24 protein-coding genes and 1 pseudogene are annotated in these 16,510 nt (G+C 71.4%); 18 read left to right on the top strand and 7 right to left on the bottom strand.

The window, feature by feature from the left end:
• Window positions 1–317: 317 nt before the first annotated feature.
• From HJG52_RS00695 to HJG52_RS00675, 6 genes are all read left to right on the top strand, one after another.
• Entirely contained in the window at window positions 318–977 is a 660-nt protein-coding gene (locus tag HJG52_RS00695; protein WP_171241670.1) for a hypothetical protein, read from the top strand.
• Between the two features lie 132 nt (window positions 978–1,109).
• Complete coding sequence (locus tag HJG52_RS00690; protein ID WP_171241669.1) at window positions 1,110–1,751, top strand: hypothetical protein; 642 nt, start codon at window positions 1,110–1,112, stop codon at window positions 1,749–1,751.
• Window positions 1,748–1,972 carry a hypothetical protein gene (locus tag HJG52_RS00685; protein ID WP_171241668.1) on the top strand — a complete coding sequence of 75 codons (225 nt, stop codon included), beginning with the start codon at window positions 1,748–1,750 and terminating at the stop codon, window positions 1,970–1,972. The genes HJG52_RS00690 and HJG52_RS00685 overlap by 4 nt, the downstream gene beginning before the upstream one ends.
• Window positions 1,973–2,075: 103 nt before the next feature.
• Entirely contained in the window at window positions 2,076–2,459 is a 384-nt protein-coding gene (locus HJG52_RS00680) for a hypothetical protein (protein ID WP_171241667.1), read from the top strand.
• 41 nt (window positions 2,460–2,500) lie between these two features.
• Window positions 2,501–2,623, top strand: a complete 123-nt coding sequence (locus tag HJG52_RS21165) for a hypothetical protein (RefSeq protein WP_277352069.1) — start codon at window positions 2,501–2,503, stop codon at window positions 2,621–2,623.
• Between the two features lie 27 nt (window positions 2,624–2,650).
• Window positions 2,651–3,190 (top strand): hypothetical protein, encoded by a 540-nt coding sequence (locus HJG52_RS00675; protein ID WP_171241666.1) that lies wholly within the window; start codon window positions 2,651–2,653, stop codon window positions 3,188–3,190.
• 165 nt (window positions 3,191–3,355) lie between these two features.
• On the opposite strand, the gene HJG52_RS00670 is transcribed toward HJG52_RS00675, so the two are convergent.
• Window positions 3,356–3,613, bottom strand: coding sequence for a helix-turn-helix domain-containing protein (locus HJG52_RS00670; protein ID WP_171241665.1), 258 nt, complete (start codon window positions 3,611–3,613; stop codon window positions 3,356–3,358).
• Between the two features lie 163 nt (window positions 3,614–3,776).
• Here HJG52_RS00670 and HJG52_RS00665 point away from each other — a divergent pair, with 163 nt between their 5' ends.
• The 9 genes from HJG52_RS00665 to HJG52_RS00625 all read left to right on the top strand — a co-directional run bounded on the left by HJG52_RS00665 (window position 3,777) and on the right by HJG52_RS00625 (window position 6,845).
• Window positions 3,777–4,421, top strand: coding sequence for a hypothetical protein (locus tag HJG52_RS00665; protein ID WP_171241664.1), 645 nt, complete (start codon window positions 3,777–3,779; stop codon window positions 4,419–4,421).
• 84 nt (window positions 4,422–4,505) lie between these two features.
• Window positions 4,506–4,700: a hypothetical protein gene (locus HJG52_RS00660; RefSeq protein ID WP_171241663.1), complete on the top strand. Its 195-nt coding sequence runs from the start codon at window positions 4,506–4,508 to the stop codon at window positions 4,698–4,700.
• Window positions 4,697–4,963: a hypothetical protein gene (locus HJG52_RS00655; protein WP_171241662.1), complete on the top strand. Its 267-nt coding sequence runs from the start codon at window positions 4,697–4,699 to the stop codon at window positions 4,961–4,963. The genes HJG52_RS00660 and HJG52_RS00655 overlap by 4 nt, the downstream gene beginning before the upstream one ends.
• On the top strand, window positions 4,960–5,223 hold the full coding sequence (locus tag HJG52_RS00650) for a hypothetical protein (protein ID WP_171241661.1): 264 nt from the start codon (window positions 4,960–4,962) through the stop codon (window positions 5,221–5,223). Before HJG52_RS00655 ends, HJG52_RS00650 begins: the two co-directional genes overlap by 4 nt.
• On the top strand, window positions 5,220–5,777 hold the full coding sequence (locus HJG52_RS00645; protein WP_171241660.1) for a hypothetical protein: 558 nt from the start codon (window positions 5,220–5,222) through the stop codon (window positions 5,775–5,777). The genes HJG52_RS00650 and HJG52_RS00645 overlap by 4 nt, the downstream gene beginning before the upstream one ends.
• Entirely contained in the window at window positions 5,774–5,974 is a 201-nt protein-coding gene (locus HJG52_RS00640) for a hypothetical protein (RefSeq protein WP_171241659.1), read from the top strand. The genes HJG52_RS00645 and HJG52_RS00640 overlap by 4 nt, the downstream gene beginning before the upstream one ends.
• The gene (locus tag HJG52_RS00635) at window positions 5,971–6,210 is read left to right on the top strand and encodes a hypothetical protein (RefSeq protein ID WP_171241658.1); all 240 of its coding nucleotides are present in this window, start codon (window positions 5,971–5,973) and stop codon (window positions 6,208–6,210) included. Before HJG52_RS00640 ends, HJG52_RS00635 begins: the two co-directional genes overlap by 4 nt.
• A complete protein-coding gene (locus tag HJG52_RS00630) occupies window positions 6,207–6,515 on the top strand; it encodes a hypothetical protein (protein ID WP_171241657.1) in 309 nt (102 codons plus the stop codon). The genes HJG52_RS00635 and HJG52_RS00630 overlap by 4 nt, the downstream gene beginning before the upstream one ends.
• Before the next feature lie 159 nt (window positions 6,516–6,674).
• Entirely contained in the window at window positions 6,675–6,845 is a 171-nt protein-coding gene (locus tag HJG52_RS00625; RefSeq protein WP_171241656.1) for a hypothetical protein, read from the top strand.
• A gap of 54 nt (window positions 6,846–6,899) precedes the next feature.
• On the opposite strand, the gene HJG52_RS00620 is transcribed toward HJG52_RS00625, so the two are convergent.
• Entirely contained in the window at window positions 6,900–7,190 is a 291-nt protein-coding gene (locus tag HJG52_RS00620) for a hypothetical protein (protein WP_171241655.1), read from the bottom strand.
• Between the two features lie 607 nt (window positions 7,191–7,797).
• Between HJG52_RS00620 and HJG52_RS00615 the strand changes: the two are divergent.
• Window positions 7,798–8,211 (top strand): annotated as a pseudogene (locus tag HJG52_RS00615) (alpha-ketoglutarate-dependent dioxygenase AlkB); the annotation flags it as partial.
• On the opposite strand, the gene HJG52_RS00610 reads toward HJG52_RS00615, so the two are convergent.
• Together HJG52_RS00610 and leuA are read right to left on the bottom strand one after the other, a co-directional pair.
• Window positions 8,208–8,705: an SRPBCC family protein gene (locus HJG52_RS00610; RefSeq protein WP_171241654.1), complete on the bottom strand. Its 498-nt coding sequence runs from the start codon at window positions 8,703–8,705 to the stop codon at window positions 8,208–8,210. The pseudogene HJG52_RS00615 and the gene HJG52_RS00610 sit on opposite strands and share 4 nt — an antisense overlap.
• Before the next feature lie 90 nt (window positions 8,706–8,795).
• Entirely contained in the window at window positions 8,796–10,541 is a 1,746-nt protein-coding gene (gene leuA / locus HJG52_RS00605) for a 2-isopropylmalate synthase (RefSeq protein ID WP_171241653.1), read from the bottom strand.
• 257 nt (window positions 10,542–10,798) lie between these two features.
• On the opposite strand from leuA, the gene HJG52_RS00600 reads away from it, so the two are divergent.
• Complete coding sequence (locus tag HJG52_RS00600) at window positions 10,799–11,596, top strand: helix-hairpin-helix domain-containing protein (protein WP_171241652.1); 798 nt, start codon at window positions 10,799–10,801, stop codon at window positions 11,594–11,596.
• A gap of 42 nt (window positions 11,597–11,638) precedes the next feature.
• Window positions 11,639–12,547, top strand: coding sequence for a GNAT family N-acetyltransferase (locus HJG52_RS00595; RefSeq protein ID WP_171241651.1), 909 nt, complete (start codon window positions 11,639–11,641; stop codon window positions 12,545–12,547).
• A gap of 8 nt (window positions 12,548–12,555) precedes the next feature.
• Here HJG52_RS00595 and HJG52_RS00590 read toward each other — a convergent pair whose 3' ends face one another.
• The 3 genes from HJG52_RS00590 to HJG52_RS00580 all read right to left on the bottom strand — a co-directional run bounded on the left by HJG52_RS00590 (window position 12,556) and on the right by HJG52_RS00580 (window position 16,293).
• The gene (locus HJG52_RS00590; protein ID WP_171241650.1) at window positions 12,556–13,590 is read right to left on the bottom strand and encodes an aspartate-semialdehyde dehydrogenase; all 1,035 of its coding nucleotides are present in this window, start codon (window positions 13,588–13,590) and stop codon (window positions 12,556–12,558) included.
• 76 nt (window positions 13,591–13,666) lie between these two features.
• Complete coding sequence (locus HJG52_RS00585) at window positions 13,667–14,395, bottom strand: ankyrin repeat domain-containing protein (protein ID WP_346767499.1); 729 nt, start codon at window positions 14,393–14,395, stop codon at window positions 13,667–13,669.
• Window positions 14,396–14,439: 44 nt separating this feature from the next.
• Entirely contained in the window at window positions 14,440–16,293 is a 1,854-nt protein-coding gene (locus tag HJG52_RS00580; RefSeq protein WP_430413317.1) for a BCCT family transporter, read from the bottom strand.
• Window positions 16,294–16,510: the final 217 nt, after the last annotated feature.

The raw sequence follows: 16,510 nt of genomic DNA, 5'->3' as shown, positions 1-16,510 counted from the left end.
TCCTCCGTCGCGTCTCTGTAGGTGAGGCCGCGACACCGTCTCCCGCGTGGGTTCGTCACCTCCAAGTCCCTCCGCCCGCGCCCGCGCGGGAGACACCCCCTTTGACTCCCTCCCCCTCGAGGGGAGGTGAGGCGGCTATGGGTGGCCGCTCTTGTGATGGGTCCGAGGCCCTCGGCGTCGCCGCGACGTCGAGGGCCTCACTCTCGCAACGCTGCCCGCCCCGCCGCCAGCACGCGCCTAGAGGCCGTGCGCCCCGGTCGCAAGCGCGCCCGGTCGCCCCATGAAAGGACACCCCACCATGACAAGGACTCTCACCCATGAGCCTCACCGCTACGCAGCGCACCGCGCGTGCGCTCCTCCACGTCGCCGCCCGCCCGCTCCCTGACGACTACGCCGAGCCCGACGCCGTCGCCGTGCGCCTCTCGCGCCGCGACCTGTTCACCCTCTGCCGCGAGGCCGGGCTCGACCTCGGGCTCCACGCCTTCGGGCGCGCGCTCGACGAGATCGCCGCCCTTGACCACACCGAGGCCCTCCGCCTCGTCCGCCACGGTGGCACCGTTACCGCCGTCGTCGGGCTCCTGCACCTCGACGACGACGTCGACCTCGCTTGGGATGACGGCATCCTCGTCGACCTCGACGACGACAGCCTCGAGGAGATCGTCGAGGAGATCCCGCGCCAGCCGCTCCCGCTCGACCTCCTCCGCGCTCCCCGTCGAGCCCCTGTCGGCACCGAGCCCCGCCCCGTCAAGGCGTGCGCCGGGCCGTGTGGCCGCGAGCGCTCTGTCGACGACTTCACGCACCGCGCCAACGGTCGCCCGCTCGCCAAGTGCCGCGAGTGCCGCGCCGCTGAGGCTCGCGACAAGCGCGCCACCGATCCCCGTTACCGCGACGAGCGCACCGAGCGTGAGCGCGCCTACGTCCCGCGCAGCCGCTACGGACGCCCCTACGGGCCGCGTCGTGGCTTCTCCCTCTCGTAATGCCCTCTCACAGAACAGGACTCACCCATCATGACCGCTTCTCACGTTTGGCTCCCCTGCCCTCCCGCTGACTACCGCCCCGGCGACGGGCTGCAGCGCATCGCCCCGGAGGCCGTGCGCGAGGCTCTCGGCGTGGCTGACGAGTACGCCGCATGGCAGGAGGCCCGCGAGGCCTCCGTCGAGGCGCACCGCGCCCACAACGCCGCCGTGCGCGCCTACACCGACGCGCACCCCGCCCCGTCGGGCGACGCTCGCGACCTCTGGCTCGCCGAGCGCGAGGCCGCGACCGCCCACGAGCGCCTAGTCGCTCGCACCGCCGAGCGCCGCGCCACCGCAGCGGGCAAGGCCTACGTCGCCGCACAGTGGGCCGCGTGGACGGGCGAGCGCCGCGACGCCGCCCTCGCCGTCACCCGCGAGCGCTACCTCGACGCCGACGCCCGCGCCCTCGAGGCCCTCGAGGCGCTCGAGGAGGCCGTGCGCGAGCGGGAGGCCCTCGCTAACGTCGTGGGCGTCCGCCCCGAGACCTCGCGCACCGTGGGCCGTGGTCACTTCGCCTACGCCTCGCCGACGGGCGAGCGCCGCGTCGTCGGGCTCGACCAGCGCCTCCGCGACATCGGCGACGCCGTCCGCATCGCTCCTCGCGACCTCGTGCGACAGGCTGCCGAGAGCGGCGAGGCCGTCGTCCTGGGCACCGACCTCGAGGCCGAGGCCGAGAGGGCGAAGGACGCCCACGCCGCCGCGCACCGCGCCCGCCGTCGTGGTGGCCGCGCATGAGCGCCGACAAGCGCACCGCCGCCGAGATCGCCGCGAGCATCCGAGGCGGCGTCGCCTCTGACGACGGCGCGGTCGCTCGAGCCATCCTCGCGACGATGAGCACCCCGCGCCGGATCATCGCCGAGCGCAAGGCCCGAGAGGCGGGCGTCTCCGTCGAGGAGTTCGTCCTCTCGACGTCTGAGGGCTCGAACCGCGCCCGCGCTCGCCGCATCCGAGGCTGACCACCTCGATCCGACACCGAGAGGCCCGCTCGAGGATCGTTGCCCTGCAACGCTTCTCGGGTGGGCCTCTCCCGTTTCCATTGCAAGACAAGGACTCTCACCCATGACCGCACACCCTCTCAACCTCTCGCAGTCTGACCGCGAGTGGATCGCTGCCATGCTCGACGCCTACGGGCGAGCAATGGCCCGCACCCGCAAAAAGGAGATGCCGCACCTCGTCCTCACGTTCGTCATGGTCGACGTTCCCGAGGCCGAGCAGCGCGCCGACGAGATCCTCGACGCGCTCCGCCTTCCCCCGCATTACAAGCGCGTGTCGTCCTCCGGTGCCGTGTACGTCACCTGTCGCATGCGCTCCGAGGCCGTGCTCGCTGAGGTGGGCCACCTCCTGACTAACGAGCGCATCCTCGCGAGCCTCGGGCGGGCTCTCGACGAGGTCGATGTCGAGCGCGCTACCCGCGCGGCCAACGCCGGGCGGTGGGGCGCATGATCCCCGATCCGTTGCCCCACAACGTCGTTCGCCTCGTCCCCGTGTCGCGCCCTCCCCTCGCAGAGGAGCCGCTCGACGACGTCCTCGACCGGCTCGAGGCGACGGCCCGCGCCCTCGTCTCCGACGTCGGCACCCTCCGCGACCGCATCGCCTCCGAGACGTAAACCCCTGTCAGTGAAGGACTTTCGCTAATGCTCCCCGAGACCCCGCCCTCCCTCGTCGACCTCGCAGCCAACGCGCAGCGCCGCGCCCTCCGCGTCGCTCGAGGCCCTCGACCGCTGCACCCCCTCGAGGAGACCGTCCTCGGCAACCCTGACAACGTGGACCGCGTGCGTTTCGCCTATGCGTTCGAGGGCCGCGACGGCGCGCTCGAGGTGCTCCGCGAGATCGTCGAGCGTCGCCTCCGTGGCCGTGGCCTCTTCCACGGCGAGCGCATGGCCGCGCGTGCCTGGGGCCTTCGCACCCTCGCCCGCGACACGCGCCTAGTCGACGCCGCCGTCGAGGCGGGCGACCTCGTCCGCATGGCTCCCGCCGAGGTGCTCGAGTACCGCGAGCGCCAGCGCGCCGCCCTCGAGGATCACCGCCGCCTCCGCGAGGAGGCCATCGAGCGCTACCGCCTCCGCGCATGGTCGCTCGAGGAGCCCGACGAGGAGCCCGGCCTCGACGGCGTCGAGCCGCTCGACGAGGACACGCTCGCCGACCTCCGCGAGGCCGTCCTCGAGTCCGCGTGAGCCCGCTAGGCCCCATCGCGAAGACGTAGCCCTCGGCATCCCCGATCCCGCGCCCGTCGACCTCGACGCCGCCTAGACTCGACCCCTGCCGCCTCATCCTGTCGCCAGCCTTGGCGGGCTCCTCGACAGGATGGGGCGGCTTTCGTCGTTTACACGCCCGCCTGGCTAGATCCCGAGGGCCTTCCTCGCGTCGGCGCACTCATCCCCGGCGAGGAGATCCGCCAGCGTGCAGCCGAGGGCCGCGCAGATGTCGACCGCCTCGTCGACATAGAGCCGCCGCTTCCCGGCCTCGACCTCGGCGAGCGTCGAGCGCGCCATCCGCGCGGCCTCGGCTAGGTCTGCCTGCCGCCAGCGCTTCCGCGCTCGCAGGGCTCGCAGGTTCGGCGCGGCGACCTCGCGCAGGTCGGTCCCCTCGTTCTTCACAAGCGCACAGAGTAGGCCCTTCCGTCACGGTTCCGTAAAGACGACACGACGCCGCCTCTGTGGAGTCTTTACCTTGTCTCCCCGGTGGCTTATGGTCCGTATGTCCGTTCCGGGATCTCGGCACGAGATACCCAATCCCGACACACGAGGAGCACCTCAGATCATGAGCACCACCCCCGCGACAACCCGCAGCGCTCGCCACACCGCGCGCCGCTCCCCGCTCGCCGTCCTCCGCCCGACAACACGCCGCGCCCGCCTCGTCACCGGCGCGCTGTCCTTCCTCCTCGTCGCCAGCATGGGCGCAGCCCTCGCAGCCTTCTTCGGTCACGCCAACATCCGAGGCAACGGCTCGACGGGGAAGTTCGTCGGCATGTGGACGACACAGGGCCTCGCCCTCAACAGCACCGCGACGACGACCACCACGAAGACCGCGCCGACCGTCACGAGCGGTGTGCTGTCCCTCCCGAGCGGGCTCGAGTTCTTCCCCGGCGAGTCCTATGCCTGGGATGGCTCCGTCTCCGCGACCGGCACCCGTCCCGGCTACGTCTCGGGCCTGTCCCTCCCCGGCCTCCCCGAGGGCTACACCGCAACCCTCACGAAGGGCTGCAAGACCTTCATGGAGGCCGGACGGATCGCCTACGTCGGCGTGAAGATCACCCGCGACGACGGCACCGACGCCGACGGCGTCGCATGGACGCTCGCCGAGGGCGCGTCCGTCCTCCTCTCCCCGCTGCCCGCGTCCGCGACCGCGACGCCCACCAGCGCCACCTGTCAGGACACCTACAAGGGCACCAGCGCCGCCGCCTGACACCTCCCCCGCTAGTCCCCTCCCCGCGCTCGAGTCTCGACCCCTCGGGCGCGGGGAGGCCCCACAGATAGGAGCCCGCCAGCCATGACCGCCTTTGACCGCCACACCGCCGAGGCCCTCGACCTCGTCGCCGCCGCCCGCCAGCCGCGCCCGCTTGTGTCCGACCCGCTCGCCGGGCGTCGCGACTCCCGCCTCGCCGAGATCCGCGACGCTCTCCTCCTCGCCGGGCTCGCCGTCCTGGCCCTTGCCGCCGCCCTCCTCGAGGAGGTGGCCGCGTGAGCCTCCGCGCCGACGCCGAGCGGCTCCGCCCGACGGCTCACTCCCTCGCCAAGATGAGCGCCCGTGGCGTCTCGTGGGCCGACGTCGTCGAGACCGTCCGCGACGCCTCCGTCGTCTACGGCAGCGACCGAGGCCGCGTCCACCAGCGGGGCGACCTCGGCGTCGTCGTGGCCCGCGACGGGGCCGTCGTGACCGTCCTTCTCGCCGAGCGCCGCCGACGGTGGACCGACGCCGACGCTCGAGCTCGAGGCGGTGCCCGATGAAAGCGACTGGCCGCGACCTCAAGACCTGCCCGCGTTGCGAGAGCACCCTCGACCGCTCCGCGTTCGGCAAGGACCGCACCCGCGCCGACGGGCTCCGCGTCTACTGCCGCCCGTGCTCCGCCGCCATCGTCCGCGAGCGGGCCGAGCGCGAGCCCGAGACCGCGCGCCGCGAGAACCGCGCCGCCGTCGCCCGCTACTACGCCGCCAACCGTCCCGCCATCGCTGCACAGCGCAAGGCCCGCCGAGAGGGGAACCGATGACCACCGCATGCCCCGAGCGCCTCGACCTCGAGGCCCTCGACGTTTACACGCTCGCCCGGCTCGCCGAGGTGGGAGACCCTGACCGCCGCGACAGTCCCGGCGCGGTGTTCCTCCTCGGCGTCCGCGACGACATCGCCGAGCGGCTCCGCGACGACGTCCTCGACACCCCCGGCGACCTCGAGCACCACGTCGAGGAGGTGGCCCGCGAGGCCCTCCCCGTGAACACCTACGGGCGGTGGCGCGCCTTCGCCGACCTCTGCCTCTGGCAGGACGGCTACGCCGACGAGGTCGGGCTCCTGGCCGAGCCGCTCGCACCCGCCGCCGAGGAGTGGGGCGAGGGCGACGGGCTCACCTACGCCGCCTCCGTCCTCCTCGAGGCCGTGGCGCGCCGCCTCGCGCTCCTCCTCGTCAAGGCTGCAGCCGAGGGCCTCGACGACGAGGGCGACCTCGACGAGGTCGACGACGTCGAGGCCGAGGGCCGCGCTCTCTACCTCGCCCACCGTGACGAGGCCCGCGCCGCCGTCGCCGAGATCCTCGAGGAGGGCGACCGATGAGCGCCGTCGTGTGGGAGATCCCCTCGGGCCGTGTGTCGTTCGGCGTGACGCGCATGACCTACCGCGTGCAGCGCGTGACCGTCCTCGGGCCGGTGCCCTTCGAGCCCGGCATGGTCCGCGTTCGCCTCGCGGGTGGTGCCGTGGTGCGCGCTCTCCGCGAGCACCTCCGCCCGGTCGACGAGGAGGGGGGCCGATGACCGCGACGCCGCTCCTCCTCTGTGCGTGCTGCACCTCTGCAGCCGCCAACGCGGACACCAGCGGGCACGAGCACTACTGCCCCGCAACCGAGCCCGCGCCCCTCGAGGCCGTCGAGGGCCTCGTCGTCGTGGTGTGCGACGGCGAGGGCGAGCACGTCGAGTTCGCTCGCTCCTCGTGTGATGGGTGCGGCTCGCTCCTCGCGGGCTCGCGCTGCCCCGCCGAGGTGCTCTCGTGAGCGCCCGTGGTGTGCGCCTCCTCCTCGACGAGGTGAGGCAAGGCGACCTCGCCCTCGACCCGTGGGGCGTCTCCCTCGCGTGGCACTTCGCCATCGCGGACACGCTGCACGCCGAGGGCGAGGAGGTGCCCGCGTCCTGGCAGTTCGTCCCGTCGCCCCTCGGGCCGTCGCTCGACGACCCCGCCGCCGACGTCGTGCGCGGGCTGTGGCTCGCCGGGCATGTCGACGCCGACGACCTCCGAGGCGCGGGCGAGATCCTCTCGCGCTTCGAGGACGTCCTCCGCGCCGAGGGCCGCGACTACTGACCGCACCACCACCAGCACGAGCCGAGGCCCGTCTCCCTGTCGCGGGGGAGGCGGGCCTCTCGTCGTTTCGGCTCCGCTAGTGCGTCGGCGCGACCGGCTATCGTTCCCAACGTCCCGCCGCGCATCCGTCGCGGCATCACGAGGAGGGGAGCAGGGGAAGTGTCAGACGCACGACTCGAGGCGGCTAACGGGTGCGAGGTGTGCGGCGCTGCCGTCAAGGACAGCGCCCGTCACGCGGCATGGCACCGCGACCTGATCGCCGAGGCGGTGCAGGCTGCCGAGGCCTCGCAGGAGCGCAAGGCCCGCACACGCGCCCTCGGGCAGATGTAGCACCGCGAGCACCGAGGCCCGTCTCTCCGCGTGGGAGGCGGGCCTCTTCGCGTCCTAGGTGAGGCGCTCGACCGTGAAGGGCCGGTATGCGTTCACGACCTCCCACGGCACGAGGTAGTTGCCGAGGTACGGCGTCCCGTCCTCGAACCGATAGCGGTATGCCTCGGCGACGTCGTCGGGGATCTCGACCGTGACGCGCCACTCGCGCGAGCCCGTGGCGACGAAGGAGTCGACGCCGTCCGTGAACCATGAGCGCCCCGCCGAGTCGCCGACGTGCGAGACCGCGAACCCTCGAGCCTCGATGCCTCGAGCCCCTGCCTCGTTGGTGTAGTGGTGCAGCCTCACGAGCGCTGACGATAGGCCCCCACCTCGAGCGCCGGGCGGAGGCCCCTACCCTCTCGGCGCGGCATACCCCCTACCTCCTCGCGGGGAGATCCCCCACCCCTCGAGCCCGGCGTCGACCCCGCCCTCCTCGCGCCCGTGCGCCCCGTCTCCCGCGTCGTCCTGGCCCTCGTCGAGCGCGAGCACCTCGAGCCCGTGAGCGCCCGCGAGAGGCCGCGAGAGGAGCGCCCTCGAGCCCGTCGTCGTCGTGGCCGTGGCCGTCGTCGAGCCCGTCGTCGTGGCTCTCGTCGAGGTCGACGTCGCGCCCGTCGTCGAGGCCGTCGTCGCCGTCGTCGTCGAGCGCTCTCGCCGCGTCGCTCTCGCCGCCGCTGACGGGCGCGCAGCGCCTCGAGGTGGCCGAGGTCGCCGGGCATCGTGGCAGGCCGTGAGAGGCTCGCGCAGCGCCACGCCTCGAGCCGCCTCGGACCCCCCTCCCCCCCTTCTCTCGTCCTCCGAAGCGGCATGGCGTCTCGCTGTCTGTACGGGCAGACAGGTCGCAAATGAGAACCGTTCTCATGAGTCTGTGGCAGCCCGTGAGCACGAGGTAAACCGTCAATAGGAAACCCTCGGCGTCCCCCGGCTCCTCAAGTTCTACGAGGAGGGCGAGACGCTCCCCCACCCGGTGCTCGTCGAGGCGCGCGAGCAGCTGAGCCGCAGGTATGCCGCGGAGCTGGGTGAGCGGTTCGTCACCTCCGGCATGTGCCTCTACCGCGACGGCCGCGACTCGGTGGCTTGGCACGGCGACCGCATCGGCCGCGCGAAGGACCTCGACACCATGGTCGCGATCCTCTCCGTCGGGTCGGCCCGCACCCTCAAGCTGCGCCCGCGCGGTGGCGGCGAGTCGATCGGGTTCTCGCTCGGCCACGGAGACCTGGTGGTCATGGGCGGCTCGTGCCAGCGCACCTGGGACCACGCGATCCCCAAGACCAGCGAGCCCGTCGGCCCGCGCATCTCGATCCAGTTCCGCCCCAGGGGCGTTCGCTAGGGCGTCGTGCCGCCGTCGCCACGCGTGACGTCGCCGGTGCCCGGCTCGACGTCGCCGCGCCACGAGCCCGTCTCGGTGCCGCGGCCCTCGACGAACTCCTTGAAACGCTCGAGGTCACGGCTGACCTGACGGTCGTCGATGTTCACCGCCGAGCCGATCTTCTCGACCAGACCTGATGGCTCCCAGTCCAGCTGCACCGTCACGCGGGTCCTGCCCTCATCGAGGCGGTGGAACGTCACGACACCGGCGTGCCTGGCGTCGCCGTCCACGCTCTTCCATGCAATGCGTTCGTCGGGGTGCTGCTCGGTGATCTCGGTGTCGAACTCGCGCTCCACGCCGGCGATGTTGGTGACCCAGTGGTTGCGCTTGTCGTCGACCTGCGTGATCGACTCCACGCCACTCATGAACTGCGGGAACGTCTCGAACTGCGTCCACTGGTCGTAAGCGGTGCGCACGGGGACGTCGACGTCTACGGACTTCGTCACTTCGCTCATGCGCAGCCCCTACCCGCCCCCGCCGACCCCAAACGGCGTCGCACCGCGGGCGGGGGTATGCCGCGGGGCGAGCCCGCGGCATACCTCACCTCACTCGGTCGGCCGGTCGCGCTCGGCGCGGTTGACCGCGGACAGCACCGCGGTCAGCGACGCCTTCACGATCGAGGAGTGCAGACCGACGCCCCACAGGACGCGGTCGCCGACCGCGCACTCGACGTAGGCCGCCGCCTTGGCTCCCTCACCGGAGGACAGGGCGTGCTCGGCGTAGTCGAGGACGCGGATGTCGATGCCGAGCGTCGACAGGGCGTCGATGAAGGCGGCGATGGGACCGTTGCCCGAGCCCTCGACCGTGACCTCCTGGCCGCGGTCGAGCATCGTCGCGCTGATGCGGTCGACGCCGCCGTCCTCGGTGATGAGCGAGTGGCTGACCGGAGTGAACCGGCCCCACCTGTTGACCTCGCCGTCCTTGGCGGGCAGGTACTCGTCGACGAACGCGGTCCACAGCTGGTCGGCCGACACCTCGCCGCCCTCGCTGTCGGTCTTGGCCTGCACGACGCCGCTGAACTCGATCTGCAGCCGGCGCGGCAGGTCGATCCCGTGCTCCTTCTTGAGCAGGTAGGCGACGCCGCCCTTGCCGGACTGGCTGTTGACGCGCACGACCGCCTCGTACGACCGGCCCACGTCGTGCGGGTCGATCGGCAGGTAGGGCACGCCCCACACCAGCTCGTTGATGGTCTTGCCGGACTCACGGACCTGTCGGTCCATGTCCTCGAACCCCTTCTTGATGGCGTCCTGGTGGGAGCCGGAGAAGGCCGTGAAGACGAGGTCGCCGCCCCACGGGTGCCGCTCGGGTACGGGCAGCTGGTTGCAGTGCTCGACAGTGCGACGGATCTCGTCGATGTCGGAGAAGTCGATCTCGGGGTCGATGCCCTGGCTGAACAGGTTCATGCCCAAGGTGACCAGGTCGACGTTGCCGGTGCGCTCGCCGTTGCCGAACAGGCACCCCTCGATGCGGTCGGCCCCGGCGAGGTAGCCCAGCTCGGCCGCCGCCACGCCTTCACCGCGGTCGTTGTGCGGGTGCAGGCTCACGACGATCGAGTCACGCCGCTCGAGGTGGCGAACCATCCACTCGATCGAGTCGGCGTAGACGTTGGGCGTCGCCATCTCGACGGTGGCCGGGAGGTTGATGATCATCTTGTGGTCGGGCGTCGGGTCGATGACGTCGGCCACCTCGTTGCAGATGCGCGCCGCGAACTCGAGCTCGGTGCCGGTGTAGGACTCCGGACTGTACTCGTAGTAGACGGTCGTGTCGGGGACCGTCTCCTCGAGCTTCTTGCACAGCCGCGCGGCCTGGAGGGCGATGTCGACGATGCCGTCCTGGTCGAGCCCGAACACGACGCGCCGCTGGAGCACCGACGTCGAGTTGTAGAAGTGGACGATGGCCTGCTTGGCGCCGCGGATCGCGTCGAAGGTCCGCTCGACGAGGTGGTCCCGGCTCTGGGTCAGGACCTGGATCGTCACGTCGTCGGGAATCATGTCGTCCTCGATGAGCATGCGCACGAAGTCGAAGTCGGTCTGGCTGGCGCTCGGGAAGCCGACCTCGATCTCCTTGTAGCCCATCCGCACGAGCAGCTCGAACATCCGCTTCTTGCGGTCGGGGCTCATGGGGTCGATGAGGGCCTGGTTGCCGTCGCGCAGGTCGACCGCGCACCACCGCGGCGCCCGGGTGATGACCTTGTCCGGCCACGTGCGGTCGGGCAGGTCGACGACGATCTGGTCCTGGAAGGGCTGGTACTTCGCGACCGGCATACCCGACGGCTGTTGCGGGTGGATCATGTTCTCTCGCCTAACGATTCGCGGGGGTGTCTCCGTGGTGGAGGCTCAGCCGGCAACGCGAACTCCGCGACGAGGGGCGGCTGATCGGTCAGGCCCCGCCGCGGCGGCGAAGGAGGAGGCGCGAGTGACGCACGCGTCGAGGGTATGCCGCGTGGCCGGCATACGTCCATCGTCGCCACCATCTGGACTCCCAAGTTGAGTGCCTGAGAACTCCCCATGGGTCGGTCTCAGGCACTCAACTCGGTAGGTTGCCTTGCATGATGATCCGGCCCGACACGCTCGCGACGATCAAGGCGGGCGAGGTCGACCTCGCGTTCCGGCGGTGGGACCGGCCGCGCGTCCTCGTCGGCACGAAGCTGCGCACCCGTGTCGGCGTGGTCGAGGTGACCAGCGTCGAGCAGGTCGCCGCGTCGCGGATCACGGCCGCCGACGCCAAGCGGGCCGGCGCCGCGTCGCTCAAGGAGCTGCGCGGCATGCTCGAGGCGAAGGCCGACAAGCCGGTCTGGCGTGTGGGACTCAGGCACGCGGGAGCCGACCCGCGCGAGGAGCTGCGCAACGCGGTGCCCGACGCCGCCGAGATCGAGACGATCCGGACCCGGCTCGACCGGCTCGACGCCGCCTCGAAGATCGGGCCGTGGACCCGGGCGACGCTGGCAATCATCGACCAGCGGCCCACGGTCCGAGCGCCCGACCTGGCCGCCGAGCTGGGGCGCGAGACGCTCGACTTCAAGAAGGACGTGCGCAAACTCAAGGAGCTCGGGCTGACCGAGTCGCTCGACATCGGCTACCGGCTCTCGCCGCGCGGTGCGGCGGTGGTCGACGCCGAGTCGGGCGCGCCGCGCACCGACCGCGAAGCCCCGCCCGAGGGCACGCCGCTCCCCCGCATCGGAGCGCCCGCCACGCGCGCCCTGCGTGCCCAAGGTGTCTGGACGCTCGAGCAGGTGCGCACCTGGCGCGAGGCCGACCTGGCGGCGTTGCACGGTGTCGGCCCGTACGCGATCCGGCTCCTGGGCGAGCAGCTCGCCGAGCGCGGCTGGTCCTTCACCGACGGGTAAACCAGGTGCGCGGCTGCTCGTCCGCCAGCCACGATGTGCCCCATGGGTTTTCCTGCCAGGTATGCCGTGCGGCCGCACGTGCCTGACGACGCACCTGCCGTGCTCGCGCTGGTCGAGGCGGCCGAGAAGGTCGACGTCGGAGAGCCGGCGATCGAGGTCGAGGACATCCAGGGCGCCTGGGCCCGGCCGAGCTTCGACCTGGCGACCGAGAGCATCGGCATCTTCCACACCGAGAAGGACGGCACGCAGACGCTCGCGGCATCGGCAGACGTGTTCAAGGGGCGTCGGGCCGAGGCTGCGGTGCACCCGGACCACCGTGGGCGCGGTCTCGGGACGTGGCTGGCCGGGTGGGTCGAGGACTGTGCCCGGGGCCGCGGGTCGCGCCTCGTCGGGCAGACGGCACCGGCCGACAGCTCGCCGGAGCGGTTCCTGCGTGACCGCGGCTACCACCAGATGTGGACATCGTGGGTGCTCCAGGTGCCCGGCGACCGGACCATCGAGCCGCAGCCGCTGCCCGACGGCTACACGCTGCGCGAGTTCGCGCCCGGTGACGAACGGACGGCATACCAGCTCATCGAGGACGCCTTCAACGAGTGGCCCGACCGCGACCCGACGAGCTTCGAGGACTGGGCGAGCAACATCGTGCTGCGGCCGGGCTTCGAGCCGTGGCAGCTGCGGTTCACCGTCGACCCGACCGGGACACCCGTGGGGGTCGCCTTCACGATCCTGGCCGGCACCACGGCATACGTCGACCAGTTGGCGGTCCGCCGCGACGAGCGCGGACGCGGGCTGGCCCGGGCCCTCCTCGTCGACGCCTTCGAACGCGGCCGGGCGCACGGCGGCGCCGTCAGCGAGCTGTCGACCGACTCACGGACCGGCGCGCTCGGGCTCTACGAGCGGGTCGGCATGGTCGTCACGCAGACGTGGCGGCACTGGGCGACCAACCTCTGACGCAGCCGTCAGCGGCGCTTGAGCAGCTCCTCGGCGATCTGCACGGCGTTGAGCGCGGCACCCTTGCGCAGGTTGTCACCGACGACGAAGAGCACCAGCCCCTTGCCCTCGGGCGCGGCCTGGTCGGCGCGAACGCGGCCGACGAAGACCTCGTCGCGACCGGCGGCGTCCAGCGGGTTCGGCACGTCGGTGACGACGACGCCGGGGGCTTTGCCGAGCAACGCCAGCGCGTCATCGGGCGAGATCTCGCGGTCGAACTCCGCGTGGATCGCGAGCGAGTGGCCGGTGAAGACGGGCACCCGGACGCAGGTGCCAGACACACGCAGGCCGGGGATGTGCAGGATCTTGCGCGACTCGTTGCGCAGCTTCTGCTCCTCGTCGGTCTCGAGCGTCCCGTCGTCGACGATCGAGCCGGCGAGCGGGATCACGTTGAACCCGACGGGCACGGCGTAGACGTTCGGCGCAGGCACGGCGACCGCACGGCCGTCGAGAGCCAACCCGCGCGGGTCGCCCGCGGCATACCCACCGCGCAGCTGCCCGTCGAGCTCGGCCACGCCCTTGCCCCCGGAGCCCGAAACCGCCTGGTACGAGGCGACATTCAGCCGCACGAGGCCCGCTGCGTCATGCAGCGGCTTGAGCACCGGCATCGCGGCCATGGTGGTGCAGTTGGGGTTGGCGACGATGCCCTTGGGGATCGTGTCGAGGTCGTCGGCGTTGACCTCGCTCACGACCAGCGGCACCTCGGGGTCCTTGCGCCAGGCCGAGGAGTTGTCGACGACGATCGCGCCGGCCGCGGCGACCTTGGGCGCCCACTCCTTGGAGGTCGAGCCGCCGTTGGAGAACAGCGCGACGTCGAGGCCCGAGAAGTCCGCGGTCGCCGTGTCCTCGACCGTGACCTCCTCGCCCTTCCACGGCAGCGTCGAACCAGCCGACCGCGCGGACGCGAAGTAACGGATCTCGTCGACCGGGAAACCCCGCTCGTCGAGCAGGGTCCGCATGACCGAACCAACCTGACCGGTGGCGCCGAAAACTCCAACTCGCATGCACCAAGGATAGGTCGGCCCCGTTGGCTTTCCGGCAGGCGGCCCACGATGTGGGTATGCCGCGTGGCGCGGCGGGTCAGCCGGCGCGGCTCCCGAGGGCGGCGGCGATCTCGCGAAAACCCTTGATGCGGGCGTGCTTGAGGGCGGTCACGCCGTCCTTGTCGGCGATTGTCGGGTCGGCGCCGGCATCGAGCAGGATGCGCACGATCTGCTGGTGTGCCGGTCCGCCATCGCCGAGGATGACGGCCTCCAGCAGGGCCGTCCACCCGAGGTTGTTGACGTGGTTGACGTCGATGTCGGTCTGCACGACCCGCCGCACGTAGTCGACGTGCCCGCGCTCGCTGGCGGGGATGAGGGACGTCCCGCCGTACCGGTTGACGAGGGTGAGGTCCGGGTCCGCCGGCAGGAGCACCTCGGCCATGGCGACGCTGCCCGTCACCCCGGTGACCAGCCAGGGCGTGTCCTGCTGGGCGTCGACGGCGTCCGGGTCGGCGTCACGGTCGAGCAGCAGACGAGCCACGTCGACGTGGTCGCCGGTGACCGCGAGCAGGAGAGGTGTGCGGCGCCGGTCATCACGCGCCTCGACGTCGGCACCGTCGTCGAGTGCGGCCCTGGCGGCATCGACGTCACCCCTCGCGGCGGCGGCGAGCAGGCGCGTCGCAGCATCCGACCCGGCGCTGCGCGCCGCGCCTGAGCCGGAACCAGTGCCCGCCCCGCTGCCCGCGCCGTCGGCCGTGCAGGCCGTCACGAAGGCAGCCAGCAGCAGCGCTGCGACCGTTTTGGCGACGAACACGACTCGGCCCACCAGACCATTGTGCTTCTCCGGTGGGCCGAGTCGGTGCGACGGGGTCAGTCCCGGCGGCCGGCGGCGGCGACGTAGCCGTCCGGGGCGCCGTTCGACCCACCGCCGGACGCACTGTCGCCGTTGTCGGCCGTGGTCGGGGTGATCGCCACCAGCTCACCGACACCTTCGCCGGGGGCCGTCTCCTCGTAGACGAGGGTGAAGTCGTCACCGTGGTCGGTCACGCCGCTGACCACTGCCTGCTCGACGGCGGCCCGGGCGTAGGCGCGACGCACGATGAGCGGATCGGTGCTGAGGTCCTTCACCAGCGCCACCGCGAGCCCGACCATGACCAGCACGAACGGAAGCGCCGCCACGATCGTGAGGTTCTGCAGGCCGGTCAGGGCGTCGTCACCGCCGACCAGCAGCATGACCGCGGCCACGGCACCGGTGGCCGCGCCCCAGAAGATCACCGTGGCACGGCGCGGCGACAGCGTCCCGCGCTCGGACAGGGTGCCCATGACGATCGAGGCCGCGTCCGCACCGCTGACGAAGAAGATCGCGACCAGGACCATGACGATGACCGACGTGATCGTCGACAGCGGCAGGTGACCGAGCATCGCGAAGAGCGAGCCCTCGGCCGACCCCTCGCCCGCGATGTCCGTGCCACCACGCTGCATGTCGATGCCGGCACCGCCGAAGATCGCGAACCACACGAGCGACACGACGCTCGGGACGAGCAGCACACCGGTGACGAACTGGCGGATGGTGCGGCCGCGGGAGATGCGGGCGATGAACATGCCGACGAAGGGCGTCCAGCTGACCCACCAGGCCCAGTAGAAGATCGTCCAGCCGGACAGCCACTCCTGCATCGCGTCGCCGCCGGCGGCGTCGGTGCGGGCCGACATCATCGCGAGGTCCTTGAAGTAGGAGCCCACCGCGGTCGGCACGAGGTCGAGGATGAAGACCGTCGGGCCGACGACGAAGACGAACACGGCCAGGACGATCGCCAGAACCATGTTGATGTTCGACAGCCACTGGATGCCCTTGGCGACACCGGAGACGGCGGACAGGATGAAGCAGACCGTCAGCACGGTGATGATCACGACCAGCACGCCGTTGCCGACCTTGCCGATGCCGCCGACGATCTCCAGGCCGGAGCCGATCTGCAGGGCGCCGAGGCCGAGCGAGGCGGCCGAGCCGAAGAGCGTCGCGAAGATCGCGAGGATGTCGATCACCTTGCCGGCCGGGCCGTTCGCGCGCTTCTCACCGAGCAGCGGCGCGAAGGCCGAGCTGATCAGCAGCGAGCGGCCCTTGCGGAACACGCCGTATGCAACAGCGAGGCCGACGACGGCGTAGATGGCCCACGGGTGCAGCGTCCAGTGGAAGAGCGTGGTCGCCATGGCGGTCTGCACGGCCTCGGGGTTGCCGGGCTCACCGGTGCCGGGCGGCGGTGTCACGAAGTGCGACAGCGGCTCGGACACCCCGTAGAACATGAGGCCGATGCCCATGCCGGCGCTGAACATCATCGCGATCCACGAGACGGTGCGGAACTCCGGCTCCTCGTCGTCGCGGCCCAGCGGGATGTTGCCGTACTTGCCGGCGGCCAGCCAGATCACGAAGAGCACGAAGCCGGACGCGACGAGCGCGAAGAGCCACCCCATGTTGTGGACGACCCAGGCGAGGGAGCTGTCCGAGGCGGCGCTCAGGGTGTCGGTCGAGAGGAACCCCCACAGCACGAACCCGATCGCGATGGCGGCGGTGACGCCGAACACCACCTTGTCGAGCCGTTGCGGTTCCTCGGTCAGGGTCTCCTCGACGACGGGGTCGAGGGCGGGGTGCAGGGGCTCGATCGCCTGGCGCTCGCCAGTGGCCTCTGCCGGACCGGTGGGACCGGTCTTGGTCAGTGTCGTGTCGTCCACGTCGTGTCGGGGAGCGCGGTGCGGGCGCTTCCCTTCCTCCGTCGTTCTCGTCGGTTACGTATCCACAGTGCGTGTGATGGCTCGGCGGCCAACACTCCACACTGCCTACCGCGAGTAGGAAATACAAATCGAAACGCCATGTGCTATGGGCGGTAACGATTGGGTTGCGTTGCGGTGCAACGACTTTGGTATGCCGTGATGCTGGCCACACTCCGCG

Source organism: Knoellia koreensis, from assembly GCF_013041615.1.
GTDB lineage: Bacteria > Actinomycetota > Actinomycetes > Actinomycetales > Dermatophilaceae > Pedococcus > Pedococcus koreensis.
The sequence above is the reverse complement of the archived record's forward strand: the minus strand, read 5'-3'. Positions and strand labels throughout refer to the sequence as shown.